The following is a 15,657-nucleotide window of genomic DNA, read 5'->3' as shown; positions in this document are numbered from 1 at the left end:
TAGGCTCTGACGCTTGTGACGGAGTTCAAGGGACTTGGCGAGGTCAGCGGCAAGCGCGTCCTCGTCCGATCGGACCTCAACGTGCCGCTGGACGGCACGACGATCACCGACGACGGGCGCATCCGTGCGAGCGTCCCCACCATCAAGGCGCTGGCCGACGCCGGTGCCCGGGTGGTGGTGACGGCGCACCTGGGCCGACCGAAGGGTGAGCCGGACCCGGCGTACTCGCTGGCCCCGGTGGCCGCGCGCCTCGCCGAGCTCCTCGGCGCCCCGGTCGCCTTCGCGACCGACACCGTGGGTGCCTCGGCGCAGGAGACGGTGGCGGCCCTGGGCGACGGCCAGGTCGCGCTGCTCGAGAACGTCCGCTTCAACGCGGGCGAGACGAGCAAGGACGACGCCGAGCGCGGCGCCTTCGCCGACCAGCTCGCGGCGCTCGCCGACGCGTTCGTGTCCGACGGCTTCGGCGTCGTGCACCGCAAGCAGGCCAGTGTGTACGACGTCGCGCAGCGGCTGCCGCACGCCATGGGCGGCCTCGTCGCCACCGAGATCGACGTCCTGCGCCGGTTGACCGTCGACCCGCAGCGTCCCTACGTCGTCGTCCTCGGCGGCTCGAAGGTCTCCGACAAGCTCGGCGTGATCGACAACCTGCTCGGCAAGGCCGACAAGCTGCTCATCGGCGGCGGCATGGTCTTCACCTTCCTCAAGGCGGACGGCCTCGAGGTCGGCAAGAGCCTGCTCGAGGAGGACCAGCTCGACACCGTGCGGTCCCACCAGGCCCGCGCGAAGGAGCTCGGCGTCGAGATCGTGCTCCCGACCGACATCGTCGTAGCCGACAGCTTCGGCGACGAGGCCTCGGCCCGGGTCGTCGCGGCCACCGACATCCCGGCGGACGCCCTCGGCCTCGACATCGGCCCCGAGTCCGGCAAGGCGTTCGCCGCGGCCCTCGCCGACGCCCGCACGGTGTTCTGGAACGGCCCGATGGGCGTCTTCGAGCAGCCTGCCTTCGCCGAGGGCACCCGTGCGGTCGCCGAGGCGCTCACCCATGTCGACGGCCTCTCGGTCGTCGGTGGCGGCGACTCCGCGGCCGCCGTCCGCACCCTCGGCTTCGACGAGTCGGCCTTCGGCCACATCTCGACCGGCGGTGGCGCCAGCCTCGAGTACCTCGAGGGCAAGGAACTGCCCGGCATCACGGTTCTGGAGGACTGATGGCTTCGACGAGCTCGACCGCAGGCGCGGGGCGCACCCCGCTCATGGCGGGCAACTGGAAGATGAACCTCAACCACGCCGAGGCGGTGGTGCTGGTCCAGAAGCTCGCGTGGACGCTGTCCGACAAGCGGCACGACTACGGCAAGGTCGAGGTCGCGGTGATCCCGCCGTTCACCGACATCCGCTCGGTGCAGACCCTCGTCGACGGTGACCGCCTCTCGATCCGGTACGGTGCCCAGGACGTCTCCGAGCACGCGGGCGGCGCCTACACCGGTGAGATCTCGGCAGCGATGCTCGCGAAGCTCGGCTGCTCCTACGTCGTGGTCGGCCACTCCGAGCGGCGGCAGTACCACGCCGAGACCGACGCGGTCGTCAACGCCAAGGCGAAGGCGGCGCTGGGGGAGAAGATCACCCCGATCGTGTGCGTCGGCGAGGGCCTCGAGGTCCGCCAGGCCGGCGAGCACGTTCCCTACACGATGGCGCAGGTCGAGGGCTCCCTCGCCGGGCTGTCGAAGAAGCAGGTCGCCGGTCTCGTGATCGCCTACGAGCCGGTCTGGGCCATCGGCACCGGCGAGGTGGCGACGCCGGACGACGCCCAGGAGGTCTGCGAGGCCATCCGCGGCCAGGTCCGGGAGTCGTACGGCGACGAGGCCGCCGACTCCGTGCGCATCCTCTACGGCGGCTCGGTGAAGGCCGCGAACGTCGCCGGCATCATGGCCAAGACCGATGTCGACGGTGCCCTCGTGGGCGGCGCCAGCCTCCAGGCCGACGAGTTCGGCGGCATCTGCCGGTTCTACGACATGCCGGTGCTGGGCTAGCACCGGGTCTGACGTAGGATTCCCGCGTGTTGTCGACGCTTCTCACTGTGCTGCTCGTGATCACGAGCCTGTTGCTCATCCTTCTGGTGTTGCTGCACAAGGGTCGTGGCGGCGGACTCTCGGACATGTTCGGTGGCGGTGTGTCGAGCTCGCTCGGCGGCTCCTCCGTTGCCGAGCGCAACCTCGACCGGTTCACGGTCGGCATCGGCGTCATCTGGTTCGCGTGCGTCATCGCACTCGGCCTGCTGCTCGCCTATCAGAACTGATCGACTCCAACCGACCCTGGCTCCGGGTCGATGGAAATGCTTGAGGAGAGAATCCGTTGGCTGGTGGTGGGAACGCGATCCGCGGTAGTCGCGTCGGTGCAGGCCCGATGGGCGAGGCCGAGCGTGGTGAGGCGGCGCCGCGTCAGGCGGTGACCTACTTCTGTGCGAACAGCCACCGCTCGGTGATCACCTTCTCGGTCGAGGCGACCGTGCCGGACTCGTGGGACTGCCCGAAGTGCGGCCTCCCTGCGGGCCTGGACTCGGACAACGCGCCGCCGGCGCCGAAGATCGAGCCCTACAAGACGCACCTCGCCTACGTGAAGGAGCGCCGCTCCGACAAGGAGGCCGAGGTCATCCTCGACGAGGCGATCCAGCTGCTGCGCTCGCGCCGCAAGTCGGGCGAGATCATCTTCTGATCCCTCACCACGGCACCGCCTGGACCACGAGGTTCCGGCGGTAGTGGAAGCCACCGCCCGGCCGGGTCACCCGGTCGGTGCAGGTGACGAGGACCAGTCGGCGAGCGATGCCCTGCTGGAACAGGCTCCTCGGCAGGCGGCGGCGGTCGACGGAGTCGACCCGCACGATCCGCCACTGGCGCACGGCGCCGGTGGTGTCCGTGGTCGCGACCCGGTCGCCCACCCGCGCGCGGCGCAGTCCGTGGAAGGCGCCGGCGCGGTCGCGGGCGTCGGAGACGTGGCCGGCGAGCAGCGTGGTGCCGACGAGCGACGACAGCGGCACGCTGCCGTCCCACACCCCGGCGCTGCTGCGTCGGTGCGGCGCGGGGAGCACCGATCCGCGGAAGCGGACGGAGGAGAGCCCCGCCGCGATCCGTGCCGACGGTACGACGACCCGCGCCGCGTGCCGCGGAGCGGGGGTCCGCGATCCCGCGGTCCAGCGGGCACCCGTGTCGACCTGCGGGTGCTCGGGCACCGTGGGCTGCCGCGGACCGGCGAGCGAGGTCTCGGTGACCAGGCCCGCCGGCGTCCACGGCGCCCCCGTCGACGTGGGTGAGGCCAGCAGTCGCTCGCGGTAGGTGTAGCAGCCGCCGCGACGGATCCGCGTCCGCCCGACCTGCACGGTGCCATCGCCCCGGGTCGAGAAGGCACCGCGCGCCGCGACCGGAGCACCGGTCCACCGGGCCTGCCGGCATCGGTGGCGGTCGTCAGGTGCCACCGGGCCGAGCAGCATCCACTCGCCGCGCAGGTCGCCGTCGCGGCTGCCCGTGACGGTCACCGCGTCGACGATCAGGTCGCCCACCCGGGACCGCTGTCGGTTCACCCGGGTGGAGAGCTGCGGCGTGCTCAGGGCCGCGGTGCGTGCCGTCGCGACGACGGTGCGGGAGCCCGCGGAGCTGGCGACCCGCTGGAACCGGGCGCCGAGCCGGTAGCGGAGGTAGCGGTGCTCGGGAACGTCGGTGTAGCGGACGCGGACGACCACCTCGCTCGCGCTGTCGCGGCGCCATGCCGCCCGCACCGGAACGGTGCCGGTGCGGACCACCTGGCTCGCGCTGCCGTCGGCGAAGGTCGCGCCGGAGAGCTCGATCCGCGCTACGACGCCCGGCGTCCAGCGGCCACTGGCCGACAGCAGCCCGACGCCGGTGAGCGTCCCGGTCGGGCCGTCCGTGGAGAGCCGTGGCGTGCGAGCGGCGTACCCGGTCGGCGGTGGGGCGAAGCGGTGCGCGTCGGCGAGCAGCGACCTCGCCCGGCGCAGGACCCGGTCACGCAGCGCGGGAGCCTCGCGCCCCAGCTCGGCCATCCGCCGGCTCATCCGCTCCGGCTCGGCGTTCAGGCCGCGCAGCCGCCCGATCGCCCACCACAGGGCGGTGGCGAGCGCTCCGTCGGTGCGGGCACGGTCGAGGTGGCGGGAGAGCAGGTAGGCCGTCACGGGATCGGTGACGCGGGTGGGCGATCCGGCGCCGGAGGGCCACCGGCGCGTGCCCGTGTCGAGGCAGATGCCGAACGGGCCGCCGGGGATTCGGGCGACGCCGAGCTCGTGGCCGGACCGCGTGACGTAGCCGGAGAAGCCCGGCGACGAGGCGTGGCCGGGCCCGAGCCGCTCGGCACGGGCGGGCGGCAGGGCGAGGCAGAGGAGGACGAGGGCGCCGAGCAGGGCGCGCACGGCAGCACGGGGCATGGAGGTCATGCCCGAGATCCTGCGGGCGGGGCTCGACCCTCCGCCGCAGCCCGGAGGGGCGCTGTGGAGGAGTCCTCCGCCCACGCGGCCTGGGGAGGGCTGACGGACCCTCCCGGGGCGGGAGGGACGAGTGGGTCAGAGCAGCGAGGCGGCGGCGCTGTCGAGGAACCAGACCGTCTCGGCCGTCCCGCGGACGCCGCGCGCCGGCGTCTCCCGGAGCGCACCCGCCTCGTCCTCGGGTGTGAGCTCGGCCAGGCCGCGTCGTACGGCGTCGGCCTTGCCCTCCCCGCTCACGAGGAACCAGACCGCCTGCGCCCGGTTGAGCGCCTCGAAGGTCAGCGACACGCGGTCGGGCGGGGGCTTGGGGGAGTCGTGGACCCCGATCGCGATGGCGTCGACCGCGTCCAGGCCGGCGTGGCCGGGGAACAGCGACGCGATGTGGCCGTCCGGGCCGACGCCGAGCATCAGCACGTCGAAGTCGCCGCTGCCCGTCGAACGGATCGTCGCGGCGTAGGCGTCGGCCGCCTCCTCCGCCGTCGCCACCTCGTCGGACGCCGGGACGGCGTGGACCCGGCGGGCGCCGACCTCGTCGAGGAAGGCCGCGCGGGCCTGGCCGACGTTGCGGTCGGGGGAGTCGGACGGCACGAACCGCTCGTCGCCGAAGTAGAACTGCACGGCACCCCAGTCCACCCCGGACGCGTCCGCGAGCCGGGCGACCTCCCGGTGGATCGCCTCGGCGATCGTGCCGCCGGTGAGCCCGACGTCGGGGACGTGGCCGGCGGCCTGCGAGTCCGCGATCCGGTTGAGCAGCTCGCCGGCGACCGCCGTCGCGAGCGTCGCGGCGTCGGCGTGGACCTCGACGAGGGGAGCAGGTCGGTCGAGGGTCATGCGCGGTGCTCCCGGTAGTAGCGGATCAGGGACTGCGTGGACGGGTCCTGCCCGGCGAGCACCGTCTCGTCGCCGTGGATCGCGGGCGCGACCTGGAGCGCGAGCTGCTTGCCGAGCTCGACGCCCCACTGGTCGAAGCTGTCGATGCCCCACACCACGCCCTGGGTGAAGGTGATGTGCTCGTAGAGCGCGATCAGCTGGCCGAGCACGGCAGGCGTCAGCGACGGCGCCATGATCGAGGTGGTCGGCCGGTTGCCCGGGAACACACGCGCGGGCACGAGTGCCTCGGCCGTGCCCTCGGCGCGGACCTCGTCGGCCGTCTTGCCGAACGCGAGCGCCTTGGTCTGGGCGAAGAAGTTGGCCAGGAGGAGCTCGTGGACGTCGGTGTCGCCGTCGACCAGCGGGTAGGCGGGCTCGGCGAATGCGATGAAGTCCGCCGGGATGAGCCGCGTGCCCTGGTGGATCAGCTGGTAGAACGCGTGCTGGCCGTTGGTGCCGGGCTCGCCCCAGAAGACCTCGCCGGTGTCGGTGGTGACCGGCGTGCCGTCCCAGCGCACCCCCTTGCCGTTGGACTCCATCGTCAGCTGCTGGAGGTACGCCGGGAAGCGGTGCAGCAGCTGCGCGTAGGGCAGCACGGCGTGGGTCTGGGCGTCGAGGAAGTTGACGTACCAGATGTTCAGCAGGCCCATCAGCGCCGGCACGTTCTGCTCCAGGGGAGCGGTCCGGAAGTGCTCGTCCATGGCGTGGAAGCCGGCGAGGAACTCCTCGAACCGCTCCGGACCGATGGCGACCACAAGCGAGGTGCCGATGGCGGAGTCCACCGAGTAGCGCCCGCCCACCCAGTCCCAGAAGCCGAAGGCGTTGGCCGGGTCGATGCCGAAGGCGGCGACCTTGTCGAGCGCCGTCGACACCGCGACGAAGTGCTTGGCGACGGCAGCGGCCGCGGCCTCGTCGCCCGCCTCGATGGCTCCGGCGGCGCGGAGCGCGTCGAGCAGCCACGCGCGACACAGCCGCGCGTTGGTCAGCGTCTCGAGGGTGCCGAAGGTCTTGCTCGAGACCACGAACAGCGTCGACGCGGGGTCGAGGCCGGCCAGCGTGCGGGCGGCATCGGTCGGGTCGATGTTGCTGATGAAGCGGCACTCGAGGCCGTCCTGGACGTACGGCGCGAGGGCCTCGTAGGCCATGACCGGACCGAGGTCGGAACCCCCGATGCCGATGTTGACCACCGTCCGGATCCGCTCGCCGGTGACTCCGGTCCACGCGCCGGAGCGCACGTCGGCGGCGAAGGAGTACACCCGCGCGAGGACGTCGTGGACGTCGTCGACGACGTCGTGGCCCTCGACCTCGAGGTCGGCGTCGGCCGGCTGCCGCAGGGCGGTGTGCAGGACGGCGCGGTCCTCGGTGACGTTGATGTGGTCACCGCGCAGCATGGCGTCGCGCCGCGCCTCGAGCCCGACCTCGCGGCCGAGCTCCACGAGGGCGCCCAAGATGGTGTCGTCGACCAGGTTCTTCGACAGGTCGACATGGAGCTCGGCAGCGTCGTGCGTGAACCGGGACGCGCGATCGGCGTCCTCGGCGAACCAGCGCCGCAGGTCCGGGGTGAAGCCGTCGGCGAGCTTGGTGAGCGTCGTCCAGGCGGCTGTGGAACGGGGGTCGACCGGCGCCGCACACATGGGCTCAGGCCTGGGTGGGACCAGCGACGGCGGCCATCTGTGCCTTGACCGTGTCGATCAGCTCGGTCCAGGAGACCTTGAACTTGTCGACACCCTCGGTCTCCAGCGTCACGAACACGTCGTCGATGTCGATGCCGACCGCGGTGAGCTGGTCGAAGACGGCCTGCGCCTCGGCGGCCTTGCCGCTGACCTCGTCACCCGTGACCTCGCCGTGGTCGGCGAACGCCTGCAGGGTCTTCTCCGGCATCGTGTTGACGGTGTCGGCGACGACCAGGTCGCTGACGTAGAGCGTGTCCGGGTAGGCCGGGTTCTTGACGCCGGTCGATGCCCACAGCGGGCGCTGGGCGTGGGCGCCGGCCGCCGCGAGCGCCTGCCAGCGCTCCGAGGCCACGACCTCCTCGAAGGCGGCGTAGGCGAGGCGGGCGTTGGCGACGGCGGCCTTGCCGCGCAGCGCCAGGGCCTCGTCGGAGCCCACCTTCTCGAGGCGGGCGTCGATCTCGGTGTCCACGCGGGACACGAAGAAGGACGCGACCGAGCGGATGGTCGACAGGTCGATGCCCGCATCCTGCGCCTTCTCCAGGCCCGCGAGGTAGGCGTCCATCACGGCGCGGTAGCGCTCGACGGAGAAGATCAGGGTGACGTTGACGCTGATGCCCGCCGCGATGACCTCGGTGATGGCCGGCAGGCCCTCGAGGGTCGCGGGGATCTTGATCAGGGCGTTGGGGCGGTCGACGGCAGCCCACAGCGCCTTCGCCGAGGCGATGGTGGCGTCGGTCTCGTTGGCCAGCGTGGGCTCGACCTCGATCGACACCCGGCCGTCGTCCTTCGTCGCCGCGGCGACGGGCGCGAGGATGTCGCAGGCGTTGCGCACGTCGTCGGTGGTGAGGGCGAAGATCACGCCGTCGGCGTCCGCGCCGTCGGCGACCAGGCCGCGGACCTGGTCGTCGTACCGCTCGCCGTTGGAGATCGCGCTCGCGAAGATGGTCGGGTTGGTCGTGACGCCCACCACCGAGGAGCTCGTCACGAGCTCGGCGAGGTTGCCGGTCTCGATCCGCTCGCGCGACAGGTCGTCGAGCCAGATGGACACCCCCGCGTCAGCAAGGGCCTTCAGTCGGTCAGTCATGTGTCCTCCTTGTGAGAGATGCGGGGTGCTGCGGGAACCGGTCAGGCTCCGGCAGCGGCGATGCTGTCCTTGGCGGCCTTCACCACGGCCTCGGGGGTGAACCCGAACTCGCGGAACAGGGTGCCGGCGTCGGCGCTGGCGCCGTAGTGGTCGATGCTCACGATCCGGCCGGCGTCGCCGACGTACTCGCGCCACCCGGTCTTCGTGCCGGCCTCGACGGAGACGCGGGCCTTGACGATCGGCGGGATGACCGTGTCGCGGTAGGCCTGGGTCTGCGCCTCGAACCACTCGAGGCAGGGGAGCGACACCACGCGGGCGCCGATGCCCTCGGCCGCGAGCTGCTCGCGCGCCGCGACGGCCAGCTGGACCTCCGAGCCCGTGGCCAGCAGTACGACGTCGGGCTCGCCGCCCTCGGAGTCGATCAGCACGTAGCCGCCCTTGGCGACGTCCTCGGTGGACGCGAAGCCCTCCGTGCCGCGGGGGAAGGTCGGGACGTTCTGGCGGCTCAGGATGAGGCCGGCCGGGCGGTCGCTGTTGCGCAGCACCTGCAGCCACGCGGCGGCGGTCTCGTTGGCGTCCGCAGGGCGGATGATGTCGAGCCCGGGGATGCCGCGCAGCGCCCAGAGGTGCTCGATCGGCTGGTGGGTCGGGCCGTCCTCGCCGAGCCCGACCGAGTCGTGGGTCCAGACGTAGGTGACCGGGACCTTCATGAGCGCGGCCACGCGGACGGCGCCGCGCATGTAGTCGGAGAAGGTGAGGAAGGTGCCGCCGAAGACGCGGGTGCCGCCGTGGACGGCGATGCCATTCATGATCGCGCCCATGCCGTGCTCGCGGATGCCGAAGTGGAGGACGCGGCCCTGGTAGGGGTCGCCCTGCCACTCCTCGACGGAGCGGTCGACGGGCAGGAACGACTTGGCGTCCTTGATGGTCGTGTTGTTGGAGCCGGCGAGGTCGGCCGAGCCGCCCCACAGCTCGGGCATGACCGGCGCGAGCGCGTTGATGACCTTGCCGGACGCGGCGCGGGTCGCGACGCCCTTGGGGTCGGCCTCGAACACCGGGAGCGCGGCCTCGATGCCGTCCGGCAGGCGCCGCTCCTTGAGCCGGTGCAGGAGGGCGGCACCCTCCGGGTTGGCGGCTGCCCAGGCGTTGAACTGCTCGTTCCACTCCGCCGCCCAGACCTTCCCGCGGGCGACGAGGCCGCGGGTGTGGGCGATCACGTCCTCGGGGACCTCGAAGTTCTTCTCCGGGTCGAAGCCGAGGACGACCTTGGTCGCGGCGACCTCGTCCGCGCCGAGCGCGGAGCCGTGCGCGGCCTCGGTGTTCTGCGCGCTGGGAGCGGGCCAGGCGATGACGGTCTTGAGGACGATCAGCGAGGGCTTGTCGGTGACCTCGTCGGCGGCCTTGATGGCGGCGTGGAGGGCGGGGACGTCCTCCTCGTAGTTGGTGAGGTCGGAGTGGTCGTTGCCGGTCCAGTCGACGGTCTGGACGTGCCAGCCGTAGGCCTCGTAGCGCTTCGCGACGTCCTCGTTGAACGCGATGTGGGTGTCGCCCTCGATCGAGATCCGGTTGGCGTCGTAGATGACGGTGAGGTTGCCGAGCTCCTGCGTGCCGGCGATGGACGACGCCTCGCCGCTCACGCCCTCCTCGAGGTCGCCGTCGGAGGCGATGACGTAGACGTGGTGGTCGAAGATCGACGGGCCGCCGTCGGCCGCCGGGTCGAGCAGGCCGCGCTCGCGCCGGGCGGCCATCGCCATCCCGACCGCGTTCGCCACGCCCTGGCCGAGCGGGCCGGTCGTGACCTCGACACCGGCGGTGTGGCCGTACTCCGGGTGGCCGGGGGTCTTGGAGTCCCACGTGCGCAGGCTCTCGAGGTCGCTGATCTCGAGGCCGAAACCGCCCAGGTAGAGCTGCGTGTACAGCGTGATCGAGCTGTGGCCGCAGCTCAGCACGAAGCGGTCGCGGGCGGTCCACGCCGGGTCGGCGGGGTCGTGGCGCATCACCTTCTGGAAGAGGAGGTACGCCGCCGGCGCGAGGCTCATCGCGGTGCCGGGGTGGCCGTTCCCGACCTTCTGCACGGCGTCCATGGCCAGCACTCGTGCGGTGTCGACGGCCTTGCGGTCGAGGTCGGTCCAGTCCAGCTCCGGGATCATGCTCCGAGCCTACCGAGCGCGGTGGCGCACACGACACCGGCTGGGTGCGGCGGACACGGGTACCTGCGGCTACACTCGGAGCGCTCTCAAGCCCTGCCCGCGAGGCCCTGCCACGAGGAACACCTGTCGTGACCTACGTCGACCCCACCAGCCCCGAGCTGCTGGCCGACGACGCAGGGACCCCGAAGACGCTGCGCGACGTGGTGATGGCCTACGTGGGTCTCACCAAGCCGCGCGTCATCGAGCTCCTTCTCCTCACCACCGTTCCGGTGATGTTCTTCGCCGCGCGGGGCGTTCCCGGGCTGGGCCTCGTCGTGGCCACCGTCATCGGCGGCACGCTGTCCGCCGGCTCGGCGTCGGTCTTCAACTGCGTCTACGACCGCGACATCGACGAGCAGATGCGGCGTACCCGCCGTCGCGCGCTGCCGCGGCACATCGTGACGCCGGCCGCGGCGCTGGTGTTCGGCACCGTGCTGGGCGTCCTGTCGACGGTGGTCCTGGCGATCTGGGTCAACCCGCTGTCGGCCGTGCTCTCGGTCAGCGCCAACGCCTTCTACGTCTTCGTCTACACGATGCTGCTCAAGCGGCGGACGACCCAGAACATCGTCTGGGGTGGCATCGCGGGCTGCTTCCCGGCGCTGATCGGCTGGACGGCCGTCACCGGCGAGCTGTCGTGGGTGCCGATCGTGCTCTTCATGGTCGTCTTCTTCTGGACGCCGCCGCACACGTGGGCGCTCGCGCTGCGCTACCGCGAGGACTACGCCCAGGTCGACGTCCCGATGCTGCCCGTCGTGAAGTCGGCGCGCTCGGTCGCCTTCCAGATCGTCGTCTACAGCTGGGTGATGGTCGCGACCTCGCTGGTGCTCTGGCCCGTCGCCGACACCGGACTGGTCTACCCGGTGGTCGCGGCGGTTCTCGGCGCCGTCTTCCTGGTCCAGGCGCACGGGCTGTACCGCCGGGCGAAGGACTCCGACGAGCTGAGCGTTCTCCAGCCGATGCGGCTGTTCCACTCGTCGAACCTCTACCTCAGCCTGCTGTTCGTCGCCGTCGCGATCGACCCGCTGCTGCACTGAGCCGCGCTGGCTGCTGGACCCGAGAGGGTTTGGCAAAGGTCGGGTCCGGGGATGACCTCCGGGCCGCTCGGGCCGCCGGGTGGTTCGTGACCGAAAGGCCCTCGCGTGTCCGGACAGCTGCCGCCGCCCCCTTCCTTCCCGCCCCAGGGTCCGCCGCCCCAGGGCCCGCCGCCCCAGGGCCCGCCGTCCCAGGGCCCGCCGCCCCAGGGCCCGCCGCCCTGCTGGGGGCCACCCCCGGGCCAACGGCCGCCCGGTGGCAACCGAGGGCTGCTGATCGGGGGTGCGATCGCCGCCGCGGTGGTGCTGGTGCTGGTCGTCGTCGGCGTGGCGATCGCGGTGTCGAGCGGCGACGACGACCCGGTGGCCGAGGACCGCGAGTCGGACACCACGGAGCAGACGGGCTCGACCGACGGACCGACCGACGCCCTGACCGACGCGGTGACGGAGCCCCCGACCGAGCCCTCGACGGAGGAGGCGTCCACCGAGCCCACCGCGGAGCTCGCCTTCACCTTCCCGGACCACTTCCGTGGCGTCCCGATCGAGGAGGCGGAGTCACAGCGCCAGGCGAAGCGGTCCGAGTACCGCTCCCAGGCGCTCTACCCCCGCGAGGGCGCCGACCTGATGCTGTTCCAGTGGTTCCCGGACGACGACCTGGACGACTGGACGACCTACCAGGCCACCGACGGCCAGTACCCCGTCACACCGGTCGGCGAGGGCAAGTGCTACCCCGGCACGGTCTCCGGTGACTACTGCGGCATCGAGGTGGCCGGCGGCGTGCTCACCCTCGTCGGCAACCACGAGAACGGCATCGAGGGCAACGAGGCGATCATCGAGGCCCTCCAGGAGATGGCGGCGCTGGTCGAGTGAGCTCGGCTCCTGCCGGTCAGGAGCTGCGTGACCAGCCGCGCGTCCGCGACGCCAGGAGCACCCAGGTGATGCCGGCGGACGTGATGCCGGCGCCGAGCATGTGGACGCCGACGAGCAGCTCCGGGAGGTCGGTGAAGTACTGCCAGAAGCCGATCGCGCCCTGCGAGAGCTCGATGAGCAGGAGCAGGCGAGCGGCGCGGTAGAGGGTCAGCAGGCCGAGCCGGCGCGCGCGCCACAGCGTGACGAGCGTCAGGGCGACGAGCACGTAGACCGCCCACGCGTGGACGTGCGACATCACCTGCGGGTCGAGTCCGGTCCGCTTCGACTCGAGGTCGCCCGAGTGCGGCCCGGATCCGGTGACGACGGTGCCGAGGTAGAGGACGACCCATCCGACGGCGAAGAGCGCGGCCGTGAGGCGGCGTACCGGCAGCGGCGCGGAGGACCGGGTGGGGCCGGTCAGGTGGTCGAGGAGCAGCACGCACACCCCGACGAGGGCCATCGACAGCAGCAGGTGGATCGACACGATCCACGGGTTGAGGTCCGTCAGGACGGTGACGCCGCCGACGAGGGCCTGCGCCGGGATGCCGAGCGCGACGATCGTCGTCAGCCGTACGGCGAGGGGGTGCTCCGCCGCGCGCTCGCGGGCCGCGACCCAGCAGGCCACCGCGATCACGACGAGCACGTAGGTCAGCATCCGGTTGCCGAACTCGATCGCGCCGTGGACGCCGAGGGCACCGTGGGGGAGGTACGACTCGTCGGTGCACTTCGGCCAGGTCGGGCAGCCGAGGCCGGAGTCGGTCAGCCGCACGGCGCCGCCGGTCACGGCGATCGCGATGTTGGCGACGAGGTTCGCCCACGCGAGCGGCACCAGCCGGTCGCCGAGGGCCTGCCGGAGCGTCGCGAGGCGGCCGGTGGTCGAGGTGGTCACGTTCACTCCCACTGGAAGGTGCGGGCGGTCAGGGCGGAGCCGACGACGGTCCAGGCGAGCAGCACCAGCAGGTCCCGTACGGCGACGGCGCCGTCGCAGGCGGACCGCATCGCCTCGCCCAGGGCGCCGGAGGGCAGCCACTGCACGAGGTCGCCGAGGCCGCCGTACGTGCTGGCGGGCAGGATGACCGCGCCACCGGCGAGGAGCAGCAGGTAGACGAGGTTGGCGGCGGCGAGCGTCGCCTCCGCGCGCAGCGTGCCGGCGATCAGCATGCCGAGGGAGGCGAAGGCGGCGGTTCCAGCGAGGGCCGCCAGCACCACCGCGAGCACGCCGGCGACGCCCGACGGGCCGTCCCAGCCGAGTGCGAGCCCGACGCCGCCGATCACCACGAACTGGATGACCTCGACGACGAGCAGTGCGGCGACCTTGCCGCCGAGGAGCGTCGTGCGGGACAGGGGAGCGGTGCCGAGGCGCTTGAGCACGCCGTAGCGGCGCTCGAAGCCGGTGGCGATCGCCAGCGAGGTGAAGGCGGTCGACATGACGGCGAGCGCGAGCACGCCGGGGGTGAGGACGTCGACGGGGCGGCCGTCGATGCCGAGGTCGATCCGGTCGGCGTTGCGGACCGCGCCGACCAGTACGACGACCGGGATCACGACCGCCAGCAGCAGCTGCTCGCCGTTGCGCAGCATCAGCCGCGCCTCCATGCCGGCCTGGGTCAGCAGCTGGCGGACCACGGGCGCGCCGCCGGGCGCGGGTGCGAAGGTGCCGCTCATGCGAAGTCCTCCCGACCGGTCAGCTCGAGGAAGACGTCCTCCAGGTTGCGCTGGCCCAGGGACAGCGACTCGGGGAGGACGTCGTGGTCGGCGCACCACGCAGCCACGGTGGCGAGCGTCGTACCGTCGGCAGGGCCGGAGACCTGCAGGCTCAGCGGGTCGAGGACGGTCAGCTCGGTGCTGTCGCCGAGGGCGCGGGCCAGCGCCTGAGGGGCGCCCTCGGGGAAGGGCTGGGTCACGACGAGCCGGATGGTGGCGACGGTGCCGCCGCGGGTCAGCTCGAGCGGCGAGCCGCTCGCGACCAGCCGGCCCTGGTCGAGGATGTGGACCTTGTCGGCGAGCCGCTCGGCCTCCTCGAGGTAGTGCGTGGTGAGCACGACGGTCACGCCGTCGGCGCGCAGCTCCTCCAGCAGCTCCCAGACGCCCCGGCGGATCTGGGGGTCCAGGCCGGCGGTGGGCTCGTCCACGAACACCAGCTCGGGCCGGCCGACCAGGGCCAGGGCGAGGCCGAGGCGCTGCTGCTGGCCACCCGAGAGCCGCCGGTACGGCGTCCGGCCGCACTCGTGCAGGGCGAGGCGCTCCATCAGCAGGTCGGTCGGAAGCGGGTTCGCGTGCAGCTTGGCGAAGTGTCGCAGCATCTCGTCGGCGCGCGCGCCACTCCACCCGCCGCCCGACTGCAGCATCACGCCGATCCGCGGGATCAGCTCGTGCCGCTGGCGCACCGGGTCGAGGCCGAGCACGCGGACGGTGCCGCCCTGCGCGCGGCGGTAGCCCTCGCAGGTCTCGAGCGTCGTGGTCTTCCCGGCGCCGTTGGGGCCGAGGACGGCGGTGATGGTGTGGGACTCGACCTCGAAGGACAGGCCGTCGACCGCCGTACGCTCGCCGTACCGCATCACCAGGCCGTCGACGAGCACAGCAGGACGGGCATCGGGCACCCGGCGAGTGTAGGACCAGGCCTCCCGCTCTACGCTGGCGGCCGTGACTGGTTGGTCCTACGGCGTGATCCTCGCCATCTCGGGCGTGGTCGCGGTGCTGCTGGTGGTCGACCTGGTCCGCGACCGGGCGGCGCAGGACGCGCACTACATCGGCCTCGGCGTGCTGCAGGTGGGCGCGCTCGCCCAGCTGGTCGGCGGGTGCGTCGCGCTGGCGCGGACCGACCGCGACGTCGAGGGCGCCGTCTTCGTCAGCTATCTCGTGACCGTGGCGCTGCTCCCGGTCGTCGGCGCCTTCTTCTCGCTCGCCGAGCGCTCCCGGGTCGGTACGACGATCCTGCTGCTCGCCGTCGCGACGGTCGCCGGGCTCGAGCTGCGCCTGTGGGACATCTGGGGAGGCACCGGTGGCTGAGCTCTCCAGCGGCTGGGGCCGCGCCCTGGTCTTCGTCTACGGCGTCTTCGCGGTCGCCGCGACCGGCCGGTCGGCGGTGCAGCTCGGCGAGGACGCCGGCAAGCTGCCGTACTGGCTCTCCCTGCTCGCCGCCGTGCTCTACCTGGTCGCCACCACGTGCCTGCTCGTGGGCGGCCGGACCGGCTGGGCGGTGGCCCGGGTCGCGGTCTCCGTCGAGCTGGTCGGCGTGCTCGCGGTGGGTGCCTGGAGCTACCTCGACACCGACCTGTTCCACGACAAGACGGTGTGGTCGCACTTCGGCCAGGGCTACGGCTTCCTGCCGCTCGTACTGCCCTTCGCCGGGCTGGCGTGGCTGCACCACACGAGGCCGGCCGCCGACTCCTGAGCCGGTAAGGGTCACCTTGCTTGAACGGGC

At 72.4% G+C, this 15,657-nt stretch carries 16 protein-coding genes; 8 read left to right on the top strand and 8 right to left on the bottom strand.

Features of this window, described 5'->3' with window-relative positions; genetic code table 11:
* The first annotated feature begins 15 nt into the window (after positions 1-15).
* Genes BJ993_RS22745 through BJ993_RS22730 form a run of 4 tightly spaced genes read left to right on the top strand, consistent with a single transcriptional unit; the run spans position 16 to position 2,706 of the window.
* A complete protein-coding gene (locus BJ993_RS22745; RefSeq protein ID WP_179651421.1) occupies positions 16-1,206 on the top strand; it encodes a phosphoglycerate kinase in 1,191 nt (396 codons plus the stop codon).
* Positions 1,206-2,024, top strand: a complete 819-nt coding sequence (tpiA, locus tag BJ993_RS22740; RefSeq protein WP_257026965.1) for a triose-phosphate isomerase — start codon at positions 1,206-1,208, stop codon at positions 2,022-2,024. Before BJ993_RS22745 ends, tpiA begins: the two co-directional genes overlap by 1 nt.
* Positions 2,025-2,071: 47 nt before the next feature.
* The gene (gene secG, locus BJ993_RS22735; RefSeq protein ID WP_373366960.1) at positions 2,072-2,290 is read left to right on the top strand and encodes a preprotein translocase subunit SecG; all 219 of its coding nucleotides are present in this window, start codon (positions 2,072-2,074) and stop codon (positions 2,288-2,290) included.
* Positions 2,291-2,346: 56 nt separating this feature from the next.
* Complete coding sequence (locus tag BJ993_RS22730) at positions 2,347-2,706, top strand: RNA polymerase-binding protein RbpA (protein ID WP_036545935.1); 360 nt, start codon at positions 2,347-2,349, stop codon at positions 2,704-2,706.
* A 4-nt stretch (positions 2,707-2,710) separates the two neighbouring features.
* On the opposite strand, the gene BJ993_RS22725 is transcribed toward BJ993_RS22730, so the two are convergent.
* The 5 genes from BJ993_RS22725 to tkt form a co-directional block, all read right to left on the bottom strand.
* Positions 2,711-4,432: a class F sortase gene (locus tag BJ993_RS22725; protein ID WP_179651419.1), complete on the bottom strand. Its 1,722-nt coding sequence runs from the start codon at positions 4,430-4,432 to the stop codon at positions 2,711-2,713.
* A gap of 126 nt (positions 4,433-4,558) precedes the next feature.
* Positions 4,559-5,311: a 6-phosphogluconolactonase gene (gene pgl, locus BJ993_RS22720; RefSeq protein ID WP_179651417.1), complete on the bottom strand. Its 753-nt coding sequence runs from the start codon at positions 5,309-5,311 to the stop codon at positions 4,559-4,561.
* On the bottom strand, positions 5,308-6,984 hold the full coding sequence (pgi, locus tag BJ993_RS22715) for a glucose-6-phosphate isomerase (RefSeq protein WP_179651415.1): 1,677 nt from the start codon (positions 6,982-6,984) through the stop codon (positions 5,308-5,310). Before pgi ends, pgl begins: the two co-directional genes overlap by 4 nt.
* A 4-nt stretch (positions 6,985-6,988) precedes the next feature.
* Positions 6,989-8,107 carry a transaldolase gene (tal, locus tag BJ993_RS22710; RefSeq protein ID WP_179651413.1) on the bottom strand — a complete coding sequence of 373 codons (1,119 nt, stop codon included), beginning with the start codon at positions 8,105-8,107 and terminating at the stop codon, positions 6,989-6,991.
* A gap of 41 nt (positions 8,108-8,148) precedes the next feature.
* A complete protein-coding gene (tkt, locus tag BJ993_RS22705; RefSeq protein ID WP_179651411.1) occupies positions 8,149-10,257 on the bottom strand; it encodes a transketolase in 2,109 nt (702 codons plus the stop codon).
* 158 nt (positions 10,258-10,415) lie between these two features.
* Here tkt and BJ993_RS22700 point away from each other — a divergent pair, with 158 nt between their 5' ends.
* Together BJ993_RS22700 and BJ993_RS22695 are read left to right on the top strand one after the other, a co-directional pair.
* Positions 10,416-11,330 (top strand): heme o synthase, encoded by a 915-nt coding sequence (locus BJ993_RS22700; protein ID WP_257027668.1) that lies wholly within the window; start codon positions 10,416-10,418, stop codon positions 11,328-11,330.
* A 297-nt stretch (positions 11,331-11,627) separates the two neighbouring features.
* On the top strand, positions 11,628-12,197 hold the full coding sequence (locus tag BJ993_RS22695) for a hypothetical protein (RefSeq protein ID WP_179651409.1): 570 nt from the start codon (positions 11,628-11,630) through the stop codon (positions 12,195-12,197).
* 16 nt (positions 12,198-12,213) lie between these two features.
* Here the strand turns inward: BJ993_RS22695 and BJ993_RS22690 are convergent, their stop codons facing one another.
* From BJ993_RS22690 to BJ993_RS22680, 3 genes are read right to left on the bottom strand one after another with little or no spacing between them, the layout of a single operon-like run.
* On the bottom strand, positions 12,214-13,125 hold the full coding sequence (locus BJ993_RS22690) for a COX15/CtaA family protein (protein ID WP_308645684.1): 912 nt from the start codon (positions 13,123-13,125) through the stop codon (positions 12,214-12,216).
* Positions 13,126-13,127: 2 nt separating this feature from the next.
* A complete protein-coding gene (locus BJ993_RS22685) occupies positions 13,128-13,898 on the bottom strand; it encodes an ABC transporter permease (protein WP_179651405.1) in 771 nt (256 codons plus the stop codon).
* A complete protein-coding gene (locus BJ993_RS22680; RefSeq protein WP_308645683.1) occupies positions 13,895-14,833 on the bottom strand; it encodes an ABC transporter ATP-binding protein in 939 nt (312 codons plus the stop codon). Before BJ993_RS22680 ends, BJ993_RS22685 begins: the two co-directional genes overlap by 4 nt.
* 43 nt (positions 14,834-14,876) lie before the next feature.
* Between BJ993_RS22680 and BJ993_RS22675 the strand changes: the two genes are divergently transcribed.
* Both BJ993_RS22675 and BJ993_RS22670 read left to right on the top strand, forming a co-directional pair.
* Positions 14,877-15,242 carry a hypothetical protein gene (locus BJ993_RS22675; protein WP_179651403.1) on the top strand — a complete coding sequence of 122 codons (366 nt, stop codon included), beginning with the start codon at positions 14,877-14,879 and terminating at the stop codon, positions 15,240-15,242.
* The gene (locus BJ993_RS22670) at positions 15,235-15,627 is read left to right on the top strand and encodes a hypothetical protein (protein WP_179651401.1); all 393 of its coding nucleotides are present in this window, start codon (positions 15,235-15,237) and stop codon (positions 15,625-15,627) included. Before BJ993_RS22675 ends, BJ993_RS22670 begins: the two co-directional genes overlap by 8 nt.
* Positions 15,628-15,657: the final 30 nt, after the last annotated feature.

Source organism: Nocardioides aromaticivorans (genome assembly GCF_013408525.1).
Taxonomy (GTDB): Bacteria; Actinomycetota; Actinomycetes; order Propionibacteriales; family Nocardioidaceae; genus Nocardioides; species Nocardioides aromaticivorans.
The sequence above is the reverse complement of the archived record's forward strand: the minus strand, read 5'-3'. Positions and strand labels throughout refer to the sequence as shown.